The organism is Paraburkholderia sp. 2C, assembly GCF_054589215.1.
The window spans coordinates 281,706-300,448 of the sequence record NZ_BAAILL010000042.1; the positions used below are offsets into that span (position 1 = coordinate 281,706).

Annotated in this window: 15 protein-coding genes; 6 read left to right on the forward strand and 9 right to left on the reverse strand. The window is 65.2% G+C overall.

Translation table 11 applies throughout. The annotated features are described in order from the left end of the window. Nucleotides 1–144 precede the first annotated feature (144 nt). Nucleotides 145–1,827, forward strand: coding sequence for an MFS transporter (locus tag ACYPXD_RS21275; protein ID WP_459715501.1), 1,683 nt, complete (start codon nucleotides 145–147; stop codon nucleotides 1,825–1,827). Between the two features lie 220 nt (nucleotides 1,828–2,047). Further along, entirely contained in the window at nucleotides 2,048–4,870 is a 2,823-nt protein-coding gene (locus tag ACYPXD_RS21280; protein WP_459715503.1) for a mechanosensitive ion channel family protein, read from the forward strand. Between the two features lie 25 nt (nucleotides 4,871–4,895). On the opposite strand, the gene ACYPXD_RS21285 is transcribed toward ACYPXD_RS21280, so the two are convergent. After that, nucleotides 4,896–6,311: an ATP-binding protein gene (locus ACYPXD_RS21285; RefSeq protein ID WP_459715507.1), complete on the reverse strand. Its 1,416-nt coding sequence runs from the start codon at nucleotides 6,309–6,311 to the stop codon at nucleotides 4,896–4,898. Nucleotides 6,312–6,360: 49 nt separating this feature from the next. After that, nucleotides 6,361–7,077, reverse strand: coding sequence for a response regulator (locus ACYPXD_RS21290; protein WP_459715510.1), 717 nt, complete (start codon nucleotides 7,075–7,077; stop codon nucleotides 6,361–6,363). A 191-nt stretch (nucleotides 7,078–7,268) separates the two neighbouring features. Here ACYPXD_RS21290 and ACYPXD_RS21295 point away from each other — a divergent pair, with 191 nt between their 5' ends. From ACYPXD_RS21295 to ACYPXD_RS21305, 3 genes are all read left to right on the forward strand, one after another. Beyond that, nucleotides 7,269–8,405, forward strand: a complete 1,137-nt coding sequence (locus ACYPXD_RS21295) for a porin (RefSeq protein WP_459715513.1) — start codon at nucleotides 7,269–7,271, stop codon at nucleotides 8,403–8,405. A gap of 98 nt (nucleotides 8,406–8,503) precedes the next feature. Continuing rightward, entirely contained in the window at nucleotides 8,504–8,656 is a 153-nt protein-coding gene (locus ACYPXD_RS21300) for a DUF3563 family protein (protein WP_459715515.1), read from the forward strand. Between the two features lie 88 nt (nucleotides 8,657–8,744). Beyond that, nucleotides 8,745–8,897, forward strand: a complete 153-nt coding sequence (locus ACYPXD_RS21305) for a hypothetical protein (protein WP_459715518.1) — start codon at nucleotides 8,745–8,747, stop codon at nucleotides 8,895–8,897. A 61-nt stretch (nucleotides 8,898–8,958) separates the two neighbouring features. Here ACYPXD_RS21305 and ACYPXD_RS21310 read toward each other — a convergent pair whose 3' ends face one another. Then, nucleotides 8,959–9,375: a DUF3597 domain-containing protein gene (locus tag ACYPXD_RS21310; RefSeq protein ID WP_459715521.1), complete on the reverse strand. Its 417-nt coding sequence runs from the start codon at nucleotides 9,373–9,375 to the stop codon at nucleotides 8,959–8,961. A 183-nt stretch (nucleotides 9,376–9,558) separates the two neighbouring features. On the opposite strand from ACYPXD_RS21310, the gene ACYPXD_RS21315 reads away from it, so the two are divergent. Further along, nucleotides 9,559–10,734 (forward strand): phytoene/squalene synthase family protein, encoded by a 1,176-nt coding sequence (locus ACYPXD_RS21315; protein WP_459715524.1) that lies wholly within the window; start codon nucleotides 9,559–9,561, stop codon nucleotides 10,732–10,734. A 154-nt stretch (nucleotides 10,735–10,888) separates the two neighbouring features. On the opposite strand, the gene ACYPXD_RS21320 is transcribed toward ACYPXD_RS21315, so the two are convergent. The 6 genes from ACYPXD_RS21320 to ACYPXD_RS21345 form a co-directional block, all read right to left on the reverse strand. Beyond that, nucleotides 10,889–12,142: a DUF3734 domain-containing protein gene (locus tag ACYPXD_RS21320; protein ID WP_459715526.1), complete on the reverse strand. Its 1,254-nt coding sequence runs from the start codon at nucleotides 12,140–12,142 to the stop codon at nucleotides 10,889–10,891. Nucleotides 12,143–12,155: 13 nt separating this feature from the next. After that, the gene (locus ACYPXD_RS21325; protein WP_459715528.1) at nucleotides 12,156–12,938 is read right to left on the reverse strand and encodes a 3-hydroxybutyrate dehydrogenase; all 783 of its coding nucleotides are present in this window, start codon (nucleotides 12,936–12,938) and stop codon (nucleotides 12,156–12,158) included. A gap of 66 nt (nucleotides 12,939–13,004) precedes the next feature. Further along, nucleotides 13,005–13,784 carry an acetoacetate decarboxylase gene (locus ACYPXD_RS21330; protein WP_459715531.1) on the reverse strand — a complete coding sequence of 260 codons (780 nt, stop codon included), beginning with the start codon at nucleotides 13,782–13,784 and terminating at the stop codon, nucleotides 13,005–13,007. Nucleotides 13,785–14,069: 285 nt separating this feature from the next. Beyond that, nucleotides 14,070–14,561, reverse strand: coding sequence for an SRPBCC family protein (locus ACYPXD_RS21335; protein ID WP_459715534.1), 492 nt, complete (start codon nucleotides 14,559–14,561; stop codon nucleotides 14,070–14,072). A 56-nt stretch (nucleotides 14,562–14,617) separates the two neighbouring features. Further along, nucleotides 14,618–16,906: an ATP-dependent DNA helicase gene (locus ACYPXD_RS21340; RefSeq protein WP_459715536.1), complete on the reverse strand. Its 2,289-nt coding sequence runs from the start codon at nucleotides 16,904–16,906 to the stop codon at nucleotides 14,618–14,620. Further along, complete coding sequence (locus ACYPXD_RS21345) at nucleotides 16,903–18,687, reverse strand: VRR-NUC domain-containing protein (protein WP_459715539.1); 1,785 nt, start codon at nucleotides 18,685–18,687, stop codon at nucleotides 16,903–16,905. Before ACYPXD_RS21345 ends, ACYPXD_RS21340 begins: the two co-directional genes overlap by 4 nt. Nucleotides 18,688–18,743 lie beyond the last annotated feature (56 nt).

The window sequence follows — 18,743 nt, forward strand, 5'->3', positions numbered from 1 at the left end:
GCGGTCTGCGCGGGTCTGCGCGGGTCTGCGCGGGTCTGCGCCCGGTACCCAAACGGCTCGCTGCTTCACCGTTTAAGTCCCTCCGCAACCGCGCGGGCGCATGCGCGCTGCCCTCGTCGCTGCAAGCGGCCCGCCGCCGTTGCTATGCTTGTCCGTGTTACCGGCACGGAAGCGAACTTGTCCCCTCCCCCTCTCTCCGACGCGCCCGCGCGACGCGCGCCCTATCCGCCGGCCGTGGCGGTCAGCGCGAGCCCCTGCGACGAAGTGGCGATCTGCGGCGCGCGCTGCTCCGCGTACGACCGGCCCAGCCGCTACAAGCGGCTCGCGCTTCTCGCGACGATCCTCGGTTCGAGCATGGCGTTTATCGACGGCTCGGTCGTCAACGTCGCGCTCGCCGCGCTGCAGTCCGAACTGCATGCGAGCGTCGCCGCGATTCAGTGGGTGGTCGATGCATACCTGCTGATGCTCGCCTCGCTGGTGCTCGTTGGCGGCGCGCTCGGCGACCGCTACGGGCGGCGCCGCATATTCGTCTGCGGAATCGTGGTTTTCACGCTCGCGTCGGCCGCGTGCGGCCTCGCGCCCAATCCGGCGACGCTGATCGCGGCGCGCGCCGTGCAAGGCATCGGCGCGGCGCTGCTGGTGCCGAGCAGCCTGTCGATCATCGGCGCCGTCTTCGACGATCGCGAGCGGGGCCGCGCGATCGGCATCTGGGCCGGATTCGCGTCGATCACCTCGGCACTGGGGCCGATCGCCGGCGGCTGGCTCGTCGATGCCTTCTCGTGGCGCGCGATCTTCTTCCTGAATCTGCCGATCGCGGTGGCCACCGTCGTGCTCGCGCTGATCGCGGTGCCCGATAGCCATCAGCCCGACGCGCCGCGCCGCATGGACTGGGCCGGCGCGATCGCCGCCGCGGTGGGCCTCGGCGCCGTTGCGTATGGCCTCACGCTTGCGTCCGAGCGGGGCGTGGCCGGCTTCGCGGCGCCGGCCGTACTCGCGTCGGTGGCCGGCGGCGGCATCGTGCTGATTGGTTTCGTCGTGATCGAAGCCGGCAGCAGGCAGCCGATGATGCCGCTCGACGTGTTTCAATCTCGCGACTTCAGCGGCGCCAATCTTGTCACGCTGCTGCTCTATTTCGGCCTCGGCGGCACGCTGTTCTTTCTGCCGTTCACACTGATCCGCGCGCATGGGTTCAGCGCGACGCAGGCAGGCGCCGCGCTGCTGCCGATTCCGCTCATCATCGGCGCGCTGTCGCGCTTCGCGGGCGGCGCGCTCGCGGAGCGCTTCGGGCCGCGCCTGCTGCTGGTGGCCGGCTCGGTCGTCACGGCGGCGGGCTTTGCCCTCTTCGCGCTCGTGCCGCTCGCGACCGGCGACGGGTCGTACTGGACTGCGTTTTTCCCGGCGCTCGTCGTGATGGGTCTCGGCATGACGCTGACCGTGACGCCGCTCACCACGACCGTCATGGCGTCGGTGCCAGGCGCGCGAACCGGCATCGCGTCGGGCATCAACAACGCGGTCGCGCGCGTCGCCAGCCTGATTGCGGTGGCGGCGCTCGGCATCGTGTTTACGTGGACGCATGAAGCGGTGTTGTCGACGCGGCTCGACGCGCTGCATATTCCTCATCGCGCGGGACCCGTCATGCACGCCATCGCGCCCGGCGCGGAATCTTCCGACGGCGTCGCGCGGCACGACGCACCGGTGGCGCAGGCGGAAAATGACGCCCTCGACGCCGCGTTCCGCGCGGTCGCGCTCGTCTGCGCGGTCGGTGCGCTCGGTAGCGCGCTGTGCGCGGCGCTGATGATCGGACGGCAAAGCGCCGCCGGCGACTGACCGGCTTGGCAGCCGACCGTGCGGGCGGCGCCCCGCGGCGCGGGCACACGCGTTGCGTCCGCCATCACGGATTGCGCCCCTCCGAGGAACTTGCAGCCCGACAATCAGTCGTTTTTACTTTTCCCTGGATCGAAATCCGACCTGGCGCCGTCCGCGGCTGAGTGAGGTGGCGAATCGAAGCCGCCGAGTGACACCTGCATCACGACGCCTCAATGTTTCTATGCGCAAACTATTTATCGCCTGGTTTTTGATCGTACTGGCGCTGCCAGCCCTCGCGACCGCTGCACCGACGAACGCTTCGGCGCCGACGGTGCCGGCCGCCGCATCCGCTGCGCCCCCCGTCAAGCTGACCCCCGACCAGGCTCGCCAGGCGCTCGAGGTTCTCAACGATCCGCAACGACGCGCGCAGGTGACCAACACGCTGCATGCGATCGCCGCCGCGGGCGCACTGGCCGCGCCGCCCGTCGCGGCGAGCCCCGCCACGGCCGCGAGCGCAGCGCCGGCGGCCGCCGCAAGCACGCCGCTCGCGCTCAAATCGAACGGCCTCGCGGCGCAGATCGCGCGCCAGGGCGCGCGCTGGCTCGAGCAGGCCGGCATGTCGCTCAAGCACTCGCTGATCGTGCTGCTCGATACGGCGTCGGTGCGCGCGTGGTGGCGCGACGAGATTCAGAACCCGCAGGAGCGCGCGAAGCTCGCGACGATTCTGTCCGCGATCCTCGGCACGCTGCTGCCGGCGATCTTTATCGAATGGGTGGTGCGGCGGCTTCTGCGCCGCGCGCGCGCAGCGATTGCCGCGCGGCGTTTGCATCGGGAAACGATGCAGCAGGCGGCCGAGCAGCGCGAGGCCCGGCGGGAGGCAGCGGCGAACGATGCTGCCGCCGCCTCGTCGGCCGCGCGTGCCGCCGGAACGGCCGACGAGATCGATGACGAAGCCGCGCAAGCCGCCCAGGCGGCCGGTGTGCCTCTACAACCCAGCGGCAACGCCAGTGCGGCAGAGGCCAAAGCCGCCGCGGACGCCGCGGCAGCAACTGCGTCTGCGAAAGCCGCCGCGACCCCATCGGCTGCATCGACGCCGCCTGCGGCGCCCACCGCGTCAGCCCCGGCAGCGAAAGGCGAAACACCCGGGCAGCAGGCCAAGGAAGCCCGCAGCCAGCGCCACGCGCTCGCGCACTGGACCTTGCTGCAACGATTGCCGCTCGCCGCGCTGCAGCTGTTCTTGCGCGTCGTGCCGCTTGTCGTGTTCGTCGCCGTCGCAAGCGTCCTGATGTCGATCCTTGCCGAAGACGGCTCGCCGCAAGACAGCGCGCTCAGCACTCTGATCGATCTATACGTGATCTGCCGGACCGTCGTTATCGCATGCGGCCTGTTCCTGCAGCCCGACGCCCCCGCGCTGCGTCTCTTGCGCATGCCGGACCGCTGGGCGATTTTTATCCAGCGCTGGGCCATCTGGATTGTCAGCGCGATCGGCGGCGGCGCCGCGCTCGTCGAAATCGCACTCGCGCTCGGTCTTTCGGAGTCCGCCCATGTCGCGCTCGTCAAACTCGTTGCACTCGCGGGCCACGTGCTGCTGTCGGTGATGGTCCTGCAATGCCGCAAGCCCGTTGCCGAAGCCATCCGCGCGCGCGCGCAGGACAGCAGCAGCCCGATGAAACTCGTCGGCGAAGGCTTCGTCGATCTGTGGGCCGGCGTCGCGGTGTTTATCGTCATGGCGCTGTGGTTCGTCTGGGCGCTCGACGTGCAGAACGGTTATCGCACACTGCTGCATCTCGGCGGCATTTCGGTGGCCGTGCTGATCGGCGCGCGTGTCGTATCGATTGTCGTGTTCGGGGCGCTCGGTCGGGTCTTTCGCGCCGAAGAGGAAGAGGGACGCTCGCTGGTTCACCAGCATGCGTATCGCTACTACCCGTTCGTGCGCAGAATCGTCTATCTGCTGATCGCGGTGGTGACCGTGATCGTGCTGTTGCAGGTCTGGCACGTCGATGTCTGGCAGTTCTTCGCGACCGGCACGATCGGGCATCGGCTTGCGTCCGCGATCGTGACGATCTTCGTGGCCGCCGTGATCGCGCTGTTCGTCTGGGAAGCGGCGAACGTCTCGGTCGAGCGGCGCCTCGCGCGCTGGACGCAAAGCGGCGATCTGATGCGCGCGGCGCGCCTGCGCACCTTGCTGCCGATGCTGCGCACGGCGCTGTTCGTCGTGATCGCGCTCGTCGTCGCGATGACGGGATTGAGCGAACTCGGCGTGAACACCGCGCCGCTGCTGGCGAGCGCGAGCATCTTCGGCGTCGCGCTCGGCTTCGGCTCGCAAAAGCTCGTGCAGGATTTCATCACCGGCATTTTCCTGCTGATGGAAAACGCGATGCAGGTCGGCGACTGGGTCACGCTCGCGGGCGTGTCGGGCACCGTCGAATATCTGTCGATTCGCACGGTGCGGCTGCGCGGTGGCGACGGTTCGTTGTACACCGTGCCGTTCAGTTCGGTGTCGACCGTGAACAATACCAATCGCGGGCTCGGCAATGCGGCGGTGAGAGTCAGCATCGTATTCGGCGCGGACCTCGATCTTGCGATCGCGACGTTGAAGGAGATCGGCGCGTCGCTGCGTGAAGACGACCAGTTCAAGGACGGCATTCTGTCGGACTTCGCGTTCTGGGGCGTCGATGCGGTCGACGGCGCGTCGGTCACGCTCGCGGGCCAGGTACAGTGCCGCGACTCCGCGCGCTGGGGCGTGCAGCGCGAGTTCAACCGGCGCATTTTCCAGCGGTTCAGCGAGCGGGGTATCGCCATGTTGAATCCGCAGCGGCAGGTGCTTGCGCCTGAGGATGGAAGGCTGCCGGTGGCGCAGCTGAATGGGCGTGGCGAGCTCGACAATCACGATGATGCGGGCGGCGCGCGCGATGCCGGCGGGCACGGTGGGCGCGCGCATCGTGCCGATAACGAAATGCAGGCCGAAGGGAATGGCGACGCGAATCGCGGCGCGAGCCAACACGCCGACGAAACGCCGGACGCTGAAGCGGATCGGCCGCGGCGGCCTCGTCGTCCGAATTGAAGCCGGTGTGGGGCGCGCGCGGCGGTCAGTCTTCGCGCGGCAAGATCAGCACCGCATCGAGCCCGCGCTCCACGCGGTCTTCCAGCGTCAGCGTGCCGCCGTGCGCGGCAGCAACACTGCGCGAGATGGTCAGCCCAAGCCCCGTGCCCTCTTTCGACGCCAGCCTGAAGTACGGCTCGAACACGCGCTCGCGCAGCGTCGCGTCGGCGATACCGGGCCCGCGGTCGCTAATCACAATGCGCACGCTGCGTCCCATATCGGCGACGTGCACGTCGGCGCGTTCGCCGTAACGGATCGCGTTGTCGAGCAGGTTCTGCAGGCAGCGCTTCAGATTGCGCGCATAACCGGGCACCGGCCGCCCCGCGTGGCCCGCAATGCTGACCGCGTGACCCGCCTCGCGCAGATCCTGGGCAAGGCCTTCGAGCATCGAATCGAGATCGATCTCGTGACGCGTTTCCGTGATCTCGATGCCTTGCACCGCATCGAGCGTCGATGTCACCATCGCTTCCATCTCGTCGAGGTCGCCGCGCAAACGCTCGCGCCACACCGGGTCCGGCAGCATTTCCGCGCGCAGCCGCAGGCGCGTGAGCGGCGAGCGCAGATCGTGCGATACGGCCGTCAGAAAGCGCGTGCGTTGCGCGATGCTGTCGGCGAGCTGCCGCTGCATTGCGTTGAACGACTGCGCGGCGCTTCGTACTTCCGATGGGCCTCTGACCGGCAACGGCGGACGGTGAATGTTGCGGCCCAGCGCCTCAGCCGCTTTCGCGAGCCGACGCAGCGGCTGCACCGCGAAACGCACGGCAATGAAGGCGAGCACGCAGACCGCGGTAAAGCGGATCAGATAGATGCGCACCAGATAGTCGAGCGCCAGCGAATGCGGTTCGGTCAGCGCGTCGGCCTGGCCTTCGTTGGCGTGCACGTCGAGCCAGCCGCGCCACGCGTCGCCGCGCAGCCTCAGCTGGACGTGGAAGTCGCCGGTCGGCATCGGCGAATCGAAGAGGCTCAGGATGCCGCCGCGCTTGCCCGAGTCGTCGTGCACTTCGGCTTCGAGCAGGCGCATCTCGGGCGGCGCGCCAAGACGCCGCGCGAGCACGCCGCGAATCAGGTCGCCGGTCACGCGTTGCACGATCGGCTCGCGGTGAAACCCCGTGGCGCCGGTCGAGTCAGTGCCGGGCCCATCGGCCGCAATCCACTCGATCCGATACTTCGGATCGCCAAGCTGTTGCGCGAGCGCGCGGCGTGCCGCATCGTCCGGGGCAAGCGCGATCAGCCGCGCGGTATCCGCGAGACGGCTTGCAAAGAGCCGCGCCGGCATGTCGAGCGTGCGGCTTTCGTGTGTGTCGAACCAGATCGTGCTCGTGAGCAGTTGCCCCGCGAACATGCCGATCGCGAGAATCGTCACGAGGCGGCCGAACAGCGAGTCGGGCCATAAGCGAGGCAAAAAACGCGGCCTCCAGCGCATGCTCATCGGCAAACGGTCCACGCCCGTCTCACGCGTCGTAAACGACGTCGGCCACGAGCATATAACCCTCGTTGCGCACCGTGCGGATCAGCGCCGCGCGCCGCGCCGCGTCCTTCAGATGATGGCGCAGGCGGCTGATGCAGACATCGATCGACCGGTCGAGCGGCGTATGTTCCTTGCCGAACACGTGATCGAGCAGGAATTCGCGCGACAGCGGCCGGTTCGGATGATCGAGCAGCGTGCGCAAGGTCCGGTAGTCGGACCCGCCGAGCGACACGACAATGCCGTCCGGCGACAGCATCTGCTTCATACGCGTGTCGAGCCGCCAGCCGGCAAAACCGACGAACGCGCTCGCGTCGGCGGTGCGCTGCGCAGGCGCCATGCCGCGCGCGCGGCGCAGCACGACCTTGATCTTCGCAACGAGCTCGCGCGGATCGAACGGCTTAGGCAGGTAGTCGTCGGCGCCCATTTCGAGGCCGAGAATGCGGTCGAGCAAGGCCCCGCGCGCACTCAGAATGATGATCGGCACGTCGCGACCGCGCCGCAGTTCGCGCGTGAGGTCGAGGCCGTCCTCGCCGTCCAGCATCAGATCGAGCACCACGAGATCGACGCGCGCGCCGCGCAGCACCTCTTTCATCTGCGCGCCGCCGCTCGCGATGCTCGCCTCGTAGCCCATGCCGCGCAGGTAGTCGTGCAGTAATTGCCGGATATTCGGGTCGTCGTCGACGACGAGTATGTGGTCCATCTGAAGCTCGAGCCTTCCGTTCTCTTTCGTTCGATCACGCGCGTCGCGCAATCGCAAGCGCGCCAACACATTCCATTACAAAACTGCGCCGCCCCAACACATTGCCATTACATCGAGCCGCTACAGTTGCCGCCTCAAATGGCAATCATTCTCATTAACTCAAACTATAGCATGGCGGTTTTCGGACACACATGAAGCACACATTCATCGTCGCGGCCTGCGCGGCCGCCTTCGCGTGCCAGGCGCACGCGCAATCGGCGGTTACGCTGTACGGCCTGATCGACGCGGGCATTTTCTATACGAATAACGTCAAGGGCCACAGCGCGTGGCAGGAAGCGAGCGGCGACGTGACGGGCAGCCATTGGGGGCTGATCGGGCGCGAAGATCTCGGCGGCGGCACGAAGGCTGTATTCGAAATCGAGAACGGCTTCAGCGCGACGAACGGCACGCTGCGCCAGGGCGGACGCCTGTTCGGCTATCAGGCGTACGCGGGGCTGTCGAATACGCGCCTTGGCACCGTGACGCTCGGACGCCAGTACGATTCGGTCGTCGACTATCTGGCCGCGCTCAGCCTGACCGGCATCCACCCGGGCGGCAACAACCTCTCCGCGCATCCTTACGACAACGACAATCTGAACAACTCGTTTCGCGTGAACAACTCGATCAAGTACGCGAGCGCGAACTATGGCGGCCTGAGATTCGGCGCGCTGTACGGCTTCTCGAACGACCCGGGCTTCGACAACAACCGGCTCTACAGCTTCGGCGCATCGTTCGACGCGGGGCCGCTCACCCTCGGCGCCGGCTACTTCCAGGCCAACAACGGCGGCGGCAGCAATACGAACGGTGCGCTGACGCTGACCGATCGCACGTTTATCGCCGCGCTGCAGCGCACCTACGGCGCGGGCGCCGCCTATGCGTTCGGACCGGCGCGCGTCGGCCTCGTGTGGACGCGCACGCAGTTGGGCGGGCTCGATACGATCAACGGCCCGAATAGCCTCGGGCTCGCACAGAACGGCCAGGGCGCCAGCTTCACGAACTACGAGGCGAACGCAAGTTACTTCGTGACGCCGGCGTTCAGCGTGAGCGGCGAGTACACCTTCACCGATGGCGCGCTATCGACGGCAAGCGGCTCGCATCGTCCGAAGTGGCATGAGGTGTCGGTGCAGGCCGACTACCTGTTCTCGAAGCGCACCGACGTCTATCTGCAGACGAGTTATCAGCATATCGACAGCGACGGCTCGGGCCTGACCGCCGATATCGCCAGCCAGAGCCCCTCGTCGAACGATCAGCAGCTGGTGGTCGCCGTGGGGTTGCGGCACCGGTTCTAGTCGTGCTGCCTGCTTCGCCAACCTCATTTTCTGCTCATTCTCGGCCAATACGATACGTCTCATAGAAGTGTTTCACCCCTCACTCACTGGAGACGATCATGTTTGCGCACCTCATCGAAAAGATCGGCAGCTGGTTCGAACGCAATGAACAACGTCAGCTGAACCGCTATCTCGAAGGCTCGACGGACCTCGCTGAAGTCGAACGCCGTCTGCGTCATTACCACTCGCGCGACTTCGCGAGCAACCTGTAAAAAAGCGAGCCGTGCGGCAGCAAAGTGCCGCGTTCGGGCTCGCTTGACCGAATCGCCGGTGAAGGCCGGCTAGAAGTCGGAGGCTGTCATGACCTACATCTTTATGCTTTTGGATCTGCTCGCGCCCCGCTATCCGGAACTGGACATGCCCCTCGATAGCGACTACTCATACGAAGCGCGCCACGCCGACTTCGTACGCCGCCATGCGTTCGGCATCAATCACGCGTGGCATCGGAACTGACCGGCGGCGGCACGACACCCGCACCGGCTTCGTGCGTGCGGTCCGTGCGTTCGGCGTTTCATTAGTTCTTCAGATCGTCGGGCACCTTGCCGCCGTTTTCGGCGAGCTTCACCATCACCTGCTTGTGCAGCCAGACGTTCATCGACGCCGAATCGTTGGTATCGCCCGTGTAGTGCAGCTCTCCCGCAAGCTCCTTGCGTGCATTGAGGCTGCTGTCCAGATTAAGCAGCTTCATCAGATCGACAATCGACGTACGCCAGTTCAGCGTTTCCGAGCGTTGCGCGGCGAGCCCGCTCAGCACCGCTTCGACGTCGACAGGTTGCGCAGCCGCGGCAGGCGCCGCCGACGGCGCATCGCTTGCCGGTGCGGCCGTGGCGGCTTGTCCCTGGGCCGGCGCACTGGCGGCATCCGCTGCCTTCTGCGCGGCGGGATGACCGATCGGGAAGATCTTGCTGAGGATCGTGCCGAAAATACTCATGACTTTTCTCCGCTAAATAGAGAGGATTGCTGAAGCGCCCTCGTGCGAGGGCACTGCCTGCGCGAGCAGCGAGTGCGAAACGGAGACCGCCGCCTCATTGCACGATTTGGCGGGGGCCGAATCTAGCATAGTCAAAGAATCCGCCGTATCGAAAACATGCCGCACACAACTCACCATCCCGTGATGAATCGTGCGAGTCCGAATGAGCGTTCGCGAAGCGGTTTGCGCTCTCGCAGGCCTCGTGCCGCTTTGCCGTATACAATGCGGCAGCCTTTTAATCCGCTTAGCATTCATTCGACTCCGCTCATGCCCAATCCGACCCGGGCCTTCCTGCTCGGCCCGCTTCTGAAAGGTGTTTCGCGTTCGTTCTATCTGACCTTGCGCGTGCTGCCGGCCGGCATGCGCGATCCGATCGGTCTCGCGTATCTGCTTGCGCGCGCCGCCGATACGATTGCGGATACATCGATCGTGCCGCCCGCCGACCGGCTATCGCTGCTGCTCTCGCTGCGCGCCGCGGTGAACGGCGCACCGGACCAGAACGCGCAATTGCAGCGCGTCGCCGTACAGGTCGCCGCGCAACAGACGCAATCGGACGAACGCGTGCTGCTCGAATCGCTCGAGCCCGCGCTCGCGATCCTGCCGCAATTGAGTGACGACGATCGCGGTGCGGTTCGCGAGATCGTCACGACGCTCACACAAGGGATGGAATTCGACCTGCGCACGTTCCCCGACGAACAGTCGGGCGAGATCGTCGCGCTGCGCGAATGGGAAGAACTGGATCGCTATACCTATATGGTGGCCGGTTGCGTCGGCGAATTCTGGACGAAGATGACTTACGCGCATCTGCCCGGCACGCTTCGCGAAGCGCCGGACGTGATGATCGGGCGCGGCGTGCGCTTCGGCAAGGCGCTGCAAATGACAAACGTGCTGCGCGATTGCAGCAAGGACCTGCGCATCGGCCGCTGCTATCTGCCGTCGACACTGCTCGATCGCTTTGATCTCACGCCACGAGATCTGCTCGAACCTGGCGCTTCGTTGCGTGCGCAACCGTTGATGCACGAACTGGTCGGCAAGGCGCTCGACCACTACCGAGCTGCCGTCGACTACACGCTGGCCATTCCCGTGCGTGCGGTCCGCTTGCGGCTTGCCTGTGTATGGCCGATCCTGATCGGCCTCGAGACGCTCGAACTGCTCGTGGCCAACCCGGCCTGGCTCGAACCGGGCCGCGCGTCGAAGATCAGACGCGGCGATGTGTACCGGATTCTTGCGCTGTCGATCCCGGCGGTGATGTCGAATACGCTGTTGCGCGGGTGGATGCAGCGGCTGATTGCGCGTGTCGATGCGCTACGGCGCGGTTGATCGAATACCGAAGTGGAGGTCGACATTCACGCCGTCGCCGATGCCTGTGGCGACCGCCGTGCCTGTAGCGACGTACGGCGACGTTTAGCGACGCGTGGCGATATATAGCGATGCCGGCCTGCGATCGAACCGCGGGCCGGCACCAAAGCGTCGCTCAAGCCGCCTCTTCTTCGCGTGAATCGCCGCTCACCTCGCGCAGGCCCTTGTCCGGTTCCGGCTGCTTGCCTTCGAGCCGGTGTACATCGTGCGTAACGAACCCGATGTCGCGGCTCGGCACATCGAACCAGTCGCGATGCGAAAACGAATCGCGAATGTCTTCGAGCCCGCTGTCCCAGTGCTCGTTCATCGTGTCGATGCTGAACTCGTAGTCCTTGTAGTGCCCTTCGTATGACTTGTTCTTGTAGATCAGGTGCACGACGTTGATCGCACTGCCGTCGGCGAGCTTCTGCGCCTGCCGGAACAGCGGATCGGCCTTGACTACCGAACTCGGCACGTGTTTGAGCAGTTCCTTGATGAAGCACGCGTTGCGCTGGCGCTCGGCGAGCATATTGGTCACCGCGCGCGTACGGCTCGAGTACTGGATGTCTTTCGCGCGCTCGGACACATCGAGAAAATCGCCGGGCAGATTGCCTTGCGCGCTCCACAAATCGACCTGAAAAACGAGCGTATCTTTCTGGTCCGCGTCGCGCAGCACTTCGGTAAGCGGCGTGTTCGACACGAGCCCGCCGTCCCAGTAGAATTCGCCGTCGATTTCGACCGCGGGAAAGCCCGGCGGCAATGCGCCCGACGCCATGAAATGCTCAGGCGTCAGACGCATCTTGCGATTGACGAAGCTCGTCAGATTGCCGGTGCGCACGTTGACCGCGCCGACCGACACGCAAATGCCGCCATCGTTGATGCGATCGAAATCGGCGAACGCGAGCAGTGTCTCCTTCAATGCGGCCGTGTTGTAGTAGCTGATGTCGCTCGGGCTCACTTTCGAGAAACCCGCGAGCGGCAACGGAAAGCGCGGCGCGAAGAACCCCGGCTGCCCTTCGGTCAGCGCACGCCCTGCCGCAAACATGCTCGCCCAGCGGCGCGCGAGATCGTGCTGCTCGAGCCCCGGCAGGGCCCACGCGCTCAGATTGCCGAGCCAGCCGCGCGGATGGCAGATCGCATTCCAGAACCCGCGCAGCGCTTCGACACGCTTTTCGGGCGGATTGCCCGCGATAATCGCCGTGTTCAGCGCGCCGATCGATACGCCCGCAATACGGTGCGGCTCGACGCCCGCTTCGGCGAGGCCTTGGTAGACGCCCGCCTGATACGAACCGAGCGCGCCGCCGCCTTGCAGCACCAGCGCGATTTCGTCATAGCGCGGCAGCACGAACGACTCCGGCTGCCGTGCCGGCTTGTTGGTCTTGCTGCTCATGCGTGCGCCTCCGTTACTGCATGTACCAGCCGTGGCTGACAACGATCGATTGCCCCGTCAATGCCGCCGATTCGAAGCCCGCGAGGAATGCCACGGTGTTCGCGACGTCGTCGACCGTCGTGAATTCGCCGTCGACCGTATCGCCAAGCATGACGTGCTTGATCACGTCCTGTTCGGACATGCCAAGCTCTTTCGCCTGTTCGGGAATCTGCTTGTCGACGAGCGGCGTGCGCACAAAACCCGGGCACACGACGTTCGCGCGCACGCCGCGCGGACCGCCCTCTTTCGCGACCACGCGCGCGAGCCCGAGCAGGCCGTGCTTCGCGGTAACGTACGCGGACTTCAGCTTCGATGCCTCATGCGAGTGCACCGAGCCCATATAGATAATCGAGCCGCCGCGGCCGCTGTCGTACATATGGCGGATGGCCGCTTTCGTGGTGAGGAACGCGCCGTCCAGGTGCACGGCGAGCATCTTTTTCCAGTCGGCGAACGCGTAGTTTTCGATCGGGTTCACGATCTGGATGCCCGCATTCGACACGAGCACGTCGATGCTGCCGAATTTTTCAACCGCTGCGTCGATGCCGCGATTCACCGCGTCTTCGTCGATCACATTCATTTCGACCGCGAATGCATTGCCGCCGGCGTCGTTGATGCTGGCCGCAACCTGTTGCGCATTTTTCAGCGAGAGATCGGCGATCACGACTTTCGCGCCCTGCGCAGCGAGCTTACGCGCGCACTGCTCGCCGATGCCGCTTGCCGCACCGGTGACGACGGCGACCTTGTTGTTCAACGTCATAGGAGAAGTCCTTAGTCAATAAGCTGGAAAATAAGCTGGAAAACAAGCGGGAGACGGTTCGCCGATTTATTCGTTCGCGGCGGGCTTTAATGTATCGACGGCCGCGAGGTAGTCGAAGGCGACTTCGCCGATATCGAGCGTGAGGTCGGCGATGAAATGCCGTGCGCCGATCACGCGCCGCACCGGCAGGTCGGCGACAGGCGCGAGCGCGTGCGGACGCAGTTCGAGCGCGGCCGGGCCGCTCCATGCGCCAAGCACCGTCACGTCGCGCAGGAAGAAACGCACGAGTTCGCATACGCGAGCGGTGCCGTCGACGTGCGGAATGACCTTCAGCACATAGTTCGGCGTTTCCGCGAGCTTGCGGCGCTCGGTCTCGACATCGCAGAAGTTGTGCTTGTAACCCATCGTGCCCGTTGCGATGCGCTGCGTGCCGTAATCGACCGTGCCGAGCAGCGTGTCGTTGCCGTCCACCGAAATACGCGGACGCGCGAGCTTTTTCGGAAAGCCCCAGATTTCGCGGCCGCCCGCAATCGGGCTTTCGTCGTCGAGATACATCGCGTGCGTGTAGTTGCCGATTCTGCCTTGCGGATCGCGCACCGCGATCACCTGGCCGCTTTCGGTGTAATCGCCGAAGCCCGACGAATCGGGCATGCGGATGAATTCGTAATGGACAAGACCGTCGGCGGGCTGCAGCGGCTCGGGCACAGCGGCGCGCAGCGCTTCAGGGTCGGTTTCATAGGAAATGACGAAGTACTCGCGATTGCGATAACGATACGGCGGGCGCGGATACGACGGGTTATGAACTGGCATCGCAAAGGCGCCTTTGCGAATCGAATCGATGTCCATGAAGTCCTCTCCTTGTGGGTTTGGCGTGCGTGGGCACATCTGCATCGTAAAGGAACATGTCGCGTTACTGCTCCCGCTTTTCAAAAAAATACATTGATGCAATTGCAACATTAGCGGTTCGTTTTCGCACCTCGATGTAAGGTCGATGTGTTAACGACAGATGTCCGCACCGGCCCGCGCGTGCTTTCAGAAGCCACTTACCCAACGCGTGTGAATGGGGTAGTGCCTTTGGAGAGGCGCCATGCTTTCGCAAGGCATTCATTGAGGAACGCCAACATCATAGTGTCACGAACGGTGTTCGATACTGACGAGCCGCGCATCGAGCCGGCGCGCGAGAGAAACGCCGCCTTCGCGCATGACGAAGTCGTGATTCCATTGAAACAGCGGTTTCGCGAGCGGCGCGAACACGTTCATCCAGCCGCGCCTCGTGTGCACACGCCATTCGTAGCGCACGACGGTGACGCCGTCGCGCTCGCTTGAAAAGCGCCAGCAGCCGATGCCTTCCAGATCACCGCTCGCGATACCTTCGAGCGCGACAAGCGGCTCGATGCGTGTGACACGTACGTCGAACACGACGCGATAGGGCAGCCGTCCCTTCCACGTATAGCGCTGCAGCGCGCCGATGCCGTCGCCCGACCCGGTTTCGAGTTCCGCCACCTGCTCGACGTTCTTCCACCACTCGGGCCAGCGTGCCGAATCGTGAATCGCATTCCACACTGCGTGGAGCGGCGCTTCGAGACGCCAGACTGTCGATAGCCGGTACTCGCTCGCTTGCATGCCGCCCTCATGGTTGCGGGTTGCGGGTGGGTTAGTGGCGCGTCAATTACCGTGAATCATGGCACATGCCACCAGCGCGGCAGCAGGCGCCGCACGTCGGCGCGCCGGTAGCGGTCGTCGATCAGATGCACGACGCCGGCATCCTGCTCGGTGCGAATCACGCGGCCCGCGGCCTGCACGACCTTTTGCAAGCCCGGATACAGGTACACATAGTCGTAACCGTTGCCGAACTGCGCATGCATCGTACGGCGCATCTGCTCGTTGACGTCGTTGATTTGCGGCAAACCGAGCGTGGCGATAAACGCACCGATCAGTTGCTCGCCGGCAAGATCGATCCCCTCCGCGAACGCGCCACCGAGCACGGCGAAACCGACGCCGCACGTCGAGGTCCGGAAACGCGCGACGAATGCGTCGCGCGCCGCTTCGTCCATGCCGGGCTCCTGCGTCCAGATCGGCACATGCGGATGTTGCATGCGCAACGATGCGACGACTCGCTGCAGATAGTCGAAGCTGCTCAGAAAGCAAAGGTAATTGCCAGGCCGCGTGCCGTACTGGCGCGCGATCAGCTCGACGATCGGCGCGATCGACTCTTCGCGGTCGCGCCAGCGCGTCGATATGTGCGACGCAACGTGCACGGCCAGCTGCTCGGCCCTGAATGGACCTTCGACATCGAGCCAGCCCGCGCTTTCGGGAAGACCGAGCGTGTCGCGGTAATACTGCTGCGGGCCGAGCGTGCCCGAAAACATGACGGTCGTGCGCGCGGCCGCGTGGCGCGAGGCGAGAAACGGCGCGGGAATGACGTTGCGCACGCACAGCGATGTCGCGGGCTTGGCGCGCGAGCTTTCCGCGCGCGCCGGTGTGGAGAGCGTTACATCGCATAGCGAATGGCTACCGAATTCTTCGGCAAGCGACATGAAATGCAAGGCGTCGAAGTAGAAGCGCAGTACGGCCTCATCCGCGCCGAGCGGTGTTTCGGATAGCTGATCGGTAATGGCGGAAATCAGGTTTTGCACGGCCGCTTGCATGCGCGCCGGAATGTCGGGCAGCACTTCGTAGTGCGTCGTGCGTTCGCGCGTCAACGCGTTCCATTCGCGGTTCAGCCGGTCGAACGGTTTGCGCAATGCGGCCGGCGCAGCGTGGCGCGCGGCCTTGAATGCGTGTTGATCGAGCGTCACGGTGTACATGCGGCGCGCGCGGTCCGGCAGGTTGTGCGCTTCGTCGACGAGCACCGCGATGCGCCACTGGTTGAGCTGCGTCAGCGCATAGAGCAGCGCGCCGCTGTCGTAGTAGTAGTTGTAGTCGCCGATGACGAGGTCGCACCAGCGCGCGAGTTCCTGCGCGAGATAATACGGGCAGACGTCGTGGGCAAGCGCGGCGGCGCGCACGACGTCGCGCGACAGGCGCGTCGAGCGCAATGCGGTGTCGCGTGCGGCCGCGATGCGGTCGTAGAAGCCGCGCGCGAGCGGGCACGATTCGCCGTCGCAGGCGTTGCCCGGGTGCTCGCAGGCTTTGTCGCGCGCGACGAGTTCGAGCACGCGCAGCGGAAACGTGTGGCCTGGTGTGCTGGCCGCGCACGCGCGCTCCAGCACATCGAGCGCGTCGAACGCAAGCGCACGCCCCGGCGTTTTCGCGGTCAGGAAGAACACGCGATCGACGTGACCTTCCGCGCACGCCTTCAGCAACGGGAAAATCGTGCCGAGTGTCTTGCCGATGCCGGTCGGCGCCTGTGCAAGCAGTGCGCGGCCGTCACGTGCCGCGCGATAGACGGCGACCGACAGTTCGCGCTGGCCGCTGCGAAATGCGCCGTATGGAAACGCCAGTTCGCCGAGAAACGCATTGCGCGCGACGCGATGGGCTGCTTCTCGTTCGGCCCACGCAATAAACCGCTCGCATTGCGCTTCGAAGAAGCCGCGTAACGCGGCCGCCGTGTGACGCTCGGTCAAAAGCGTCTCTTTCTGACTCACGATATCGAAGTACACGAGCGCGATGTCGAGTTCCGCGAGCGCGCGCGTCTCGCACAGCAAATGCCCGTATATCAGCGCCTGCGCCCAATGCAGCGCGCGATGGTTCTCGCGCATGCGTTCGAGGTCGCCGCGATACGTCTTGATCTCTTCGAGCCGGTTGCGCGCGGCATCGTATCCGTCGGCGCGACCGCGCACCGTGAGGCCGCGATAGATGCCGCTCAACGTGATCTCGGTTTCGTAACCGCTCGCGCGCCGGCCGGCTACGGCGGCGTGCCCCGCGATGCCTTCGGCCGCGCTCGGCGCCGGCGTGAAACGCAGGTCGAGATCGCCGCGCTTCGCGGTGAATTCGCACAGCGTGCGGACGGCGACGACGTAGTTCATGCGCTCGTCTCCGTGGCGAGTGCGGCGGCATCCACAGCATCGCCGTCGACACTATCGGCCCATCGCACATCGAGCACGCGCACCGGAATACCGTGCTGCCCGCAGTACGCCAGCCAACGGATCTGATTGTCCTGCAGGCGGTCGCCCGGTCCTTTTACTTCGATCAGTTCGTAACGCCGCTCACGCGGCCAGAAGCGGATCAGATCCGGCAACCCCGAACGATTGCCGCGAATGTCGCGCAAAAGCCGCTCGCAAAACCGCTTCAGATGCGCGGCCGGCACGCAATCGAGCGCGAGATCGAGCAACTCGCGCGTCAGCAGGTTCCAGAACACGAACGGCGATTGCCGCCCTGCCTTGCTTTCAAAATGCCGCCATATCGTTTCGCGATAGCGGTAACCGGTATCGTCGAGTTCGGCGAGACACGCGTCGAACAGCGCGGCGCGCTTGGCGTAAAAATCCGGCGCATGCAGGTCGGCGGGGCCGCGTTGAAACGGGTGAAAGAACGCACCGGGCAACGCCGCGAACACCGGCTCCCAGCACAGCAGTCCGAATAACGAATTGATCAGCGCGTTTTCGACGTAGTACACGGGCGCGTCGCGCTCGCTCAGATATTCGAGCACGACGTATTCGACCGAGGCCGCTTCAAGGGGCCGCGCGAGCGTCAGCACGCTGCGCTCAACCGCGCTTGCCGGCGCCGCGGCGGCCGCTGCGTCGCGCGAAGCACGCGCAACCCGCACAGACGATCGCGCCGAAACGCCCGCTTGCCGCCGCAGCCGCGGCAACATGCGCGCGACGCGCTGGCTTTCTTCTTCACTCTCCGGTTCGCTTGCGGCTTGCAGCGCAAGCGTCAGCGCCTCTTGCGGCCGGCCATGCAATTCGAGCACACGGATGCGCCGGTGGCGTGCGCCGGGCCATGCGCAACGCGCGTAAACGGTCGTGGCGGTGTGCCATTGGCGGCGACGTTCCGCGCAGTGTCCGATGCGATACAGCAGCTTCGCGCGGCGCGTTGCGAGCCATGCGTTGTCCGTCGCGATCTCGTCGACGGCGCGCAGCAGTGCATCGAGCAGCATTTCGAACGATCCATCGTCTTCGTTCGCGTCGAGTGTTTCGAGTGCGTAAAGCGTCTCGCCGCATGCATGCAAAGCGAGATAGATATCGACGTCGTCACGTTTCTGAAACGCGCGCGACGACGGTGCAAACGCCACCGGCTCGTATTGATACACACCAAGATCGGCCAGCACGAACTCGGACCAGTCCTGCTGAAGATTGCCGAAAAACATCAGCCTGAACCGTTCGCACAGTGGCGCGATGCTCACCTGCAACACATGCTCGGCCGCTTGAGCGTGCCATTCGGCATACGTGCGTGCATCGGTGTACGCCTCGCGCAGCAGCACGAGCCATTCGTGCTTGCGCGCGGATTTCGCGCCGGCCAGTTCCGCGGAAAAGCGCGCAAGCAATTCGGCTCGTGTGGAAAGATCGAAGAGTTCGTCGAGCGTCAACCGCGCATTTGCTTCGATCCAGCCCGCCGCGGCGAGCGGCCCGGCGGCCGCGAGTGGGCAGCCGATCTCGCGATACGCAAGGCGGCTTGTGCGAAACAGCGTGCCCTTGCGCATCAGCATGCGCGTCAGTAGCGCGCGCGACGCCTCGGGCAGACGCGGGAAACCGTGCAGAAACGCCCGCTCGGCGTCGTCGAGCAGATCGGCGTAGCGCCTGGCGAGCCATTCGAGCGCGCGTTCGAAATTGCGCAGGTAGTAGAGCGGGTCCGGGGTGTCGTTGGGCACGGCGCTAACAGACGGAGGCCGAGCAAGCCTCGGTCGGGCAAATAGGCGAAACAGAC

Excerpts from the sequence above, each read along its gene's own strand:
- ACYPXD_RS21280 (WP_459715503.1), top strand. The coding sequence starts at position 2,048 with ATGCGCAAACTATTTATCGCCTGGTTTTTGATCGTACTGGCGCTGCCA.
- ACYPXD_RS21325 (WP_459715528.1), bottom strand. The coding sequence starts at position 12,938 with ATGACGTTGAACAACAAGGTCGCCGTCGTCACCGGTGCGGCAAGCGGC.
- ACYPXD_RS21295 (WP_459715513.1), top strand. The coding sequence starts at position 7,269 with ATGAAGCACACATTCATCGTCGCGGCCTGCGCGGCCGCCTTCGCGTGC.
- ACYPXD_RS21330 (WP_459715531.1), bottom strand. The coding sequence starts at position 13,784 with ATGGACATCGATTCGATTCGCAAAGGCGCCTTTGCGATGCCAGTTCAT.
- ACYPXD_RS21340 (WP_459715536.1), bottom strand. The coding sequence starts at position 16,906 with ATGAACTACGTCGTCGCCGTCCGCACGCTGTGCGAATTCACCGCGAAG.
- ACYPXD_RS21310 (WP_459715521.1), bottom strand. The coding sequence starts at position 9,375 with ATGAGTATTTTCGGCACGATCCTCAGCAAGATCTTCCCGATCGGTCAT.
- ACYPXD_RS21305 (WP_459715518.1), top strand. The coding sequence starts at position 8,745 with ATGACCTACATCTTTATGCTTTTGGATCTGCTCGCGCCCCGCTATCCG.
- ACYPXD_RS21300 (WP_459715515.1), top strand. The coding sequence starts at position 8,504 with ATGTTTGCGCACCTCATCGAAAAGATCGGCAGCTGGTTCGAACGCAAT.
- ACYPXD_RS21320 (WP_459715526.1), bottom strand. The coding sequence starts at position 12,142 with ATGAGCAGCAAGACCAACAAGCCGGCACGGCAGCCGGAGTCGTTCGTG.
- ACYPXD_RS21275 (WP_459715501.1), top strand. The coding sequence starts at position 145 with ATGCTTGTCCGTGTTACCGGCACGGAAGCGAACTTGTCCCCTCCCCCT.
- ACYPXD_RS21335 (WP_459715534.1), bottom strand. The coding sequence starts at position 14,561 with ATGCAAGCGAGCGAGTACCGGCTATCGACAGTCTGGCGTCTCGAAGCG.
- ACYPXD_RS21315 (WP_459715524.1), top strand. The coding sequence starts at position 9,559 with ATGAATCGTGCGAGTCCGAATGAGCGTTCGCGAAGCGGTTTGCGCTCT.
- ACYPXD_RS21290 (WP_459715510.1), bottom strand. The coding sequence starts at position 7,077 with ATGGACCACATACTCGTCGTCGACGACGACCCGAATATCCGGCAATTA.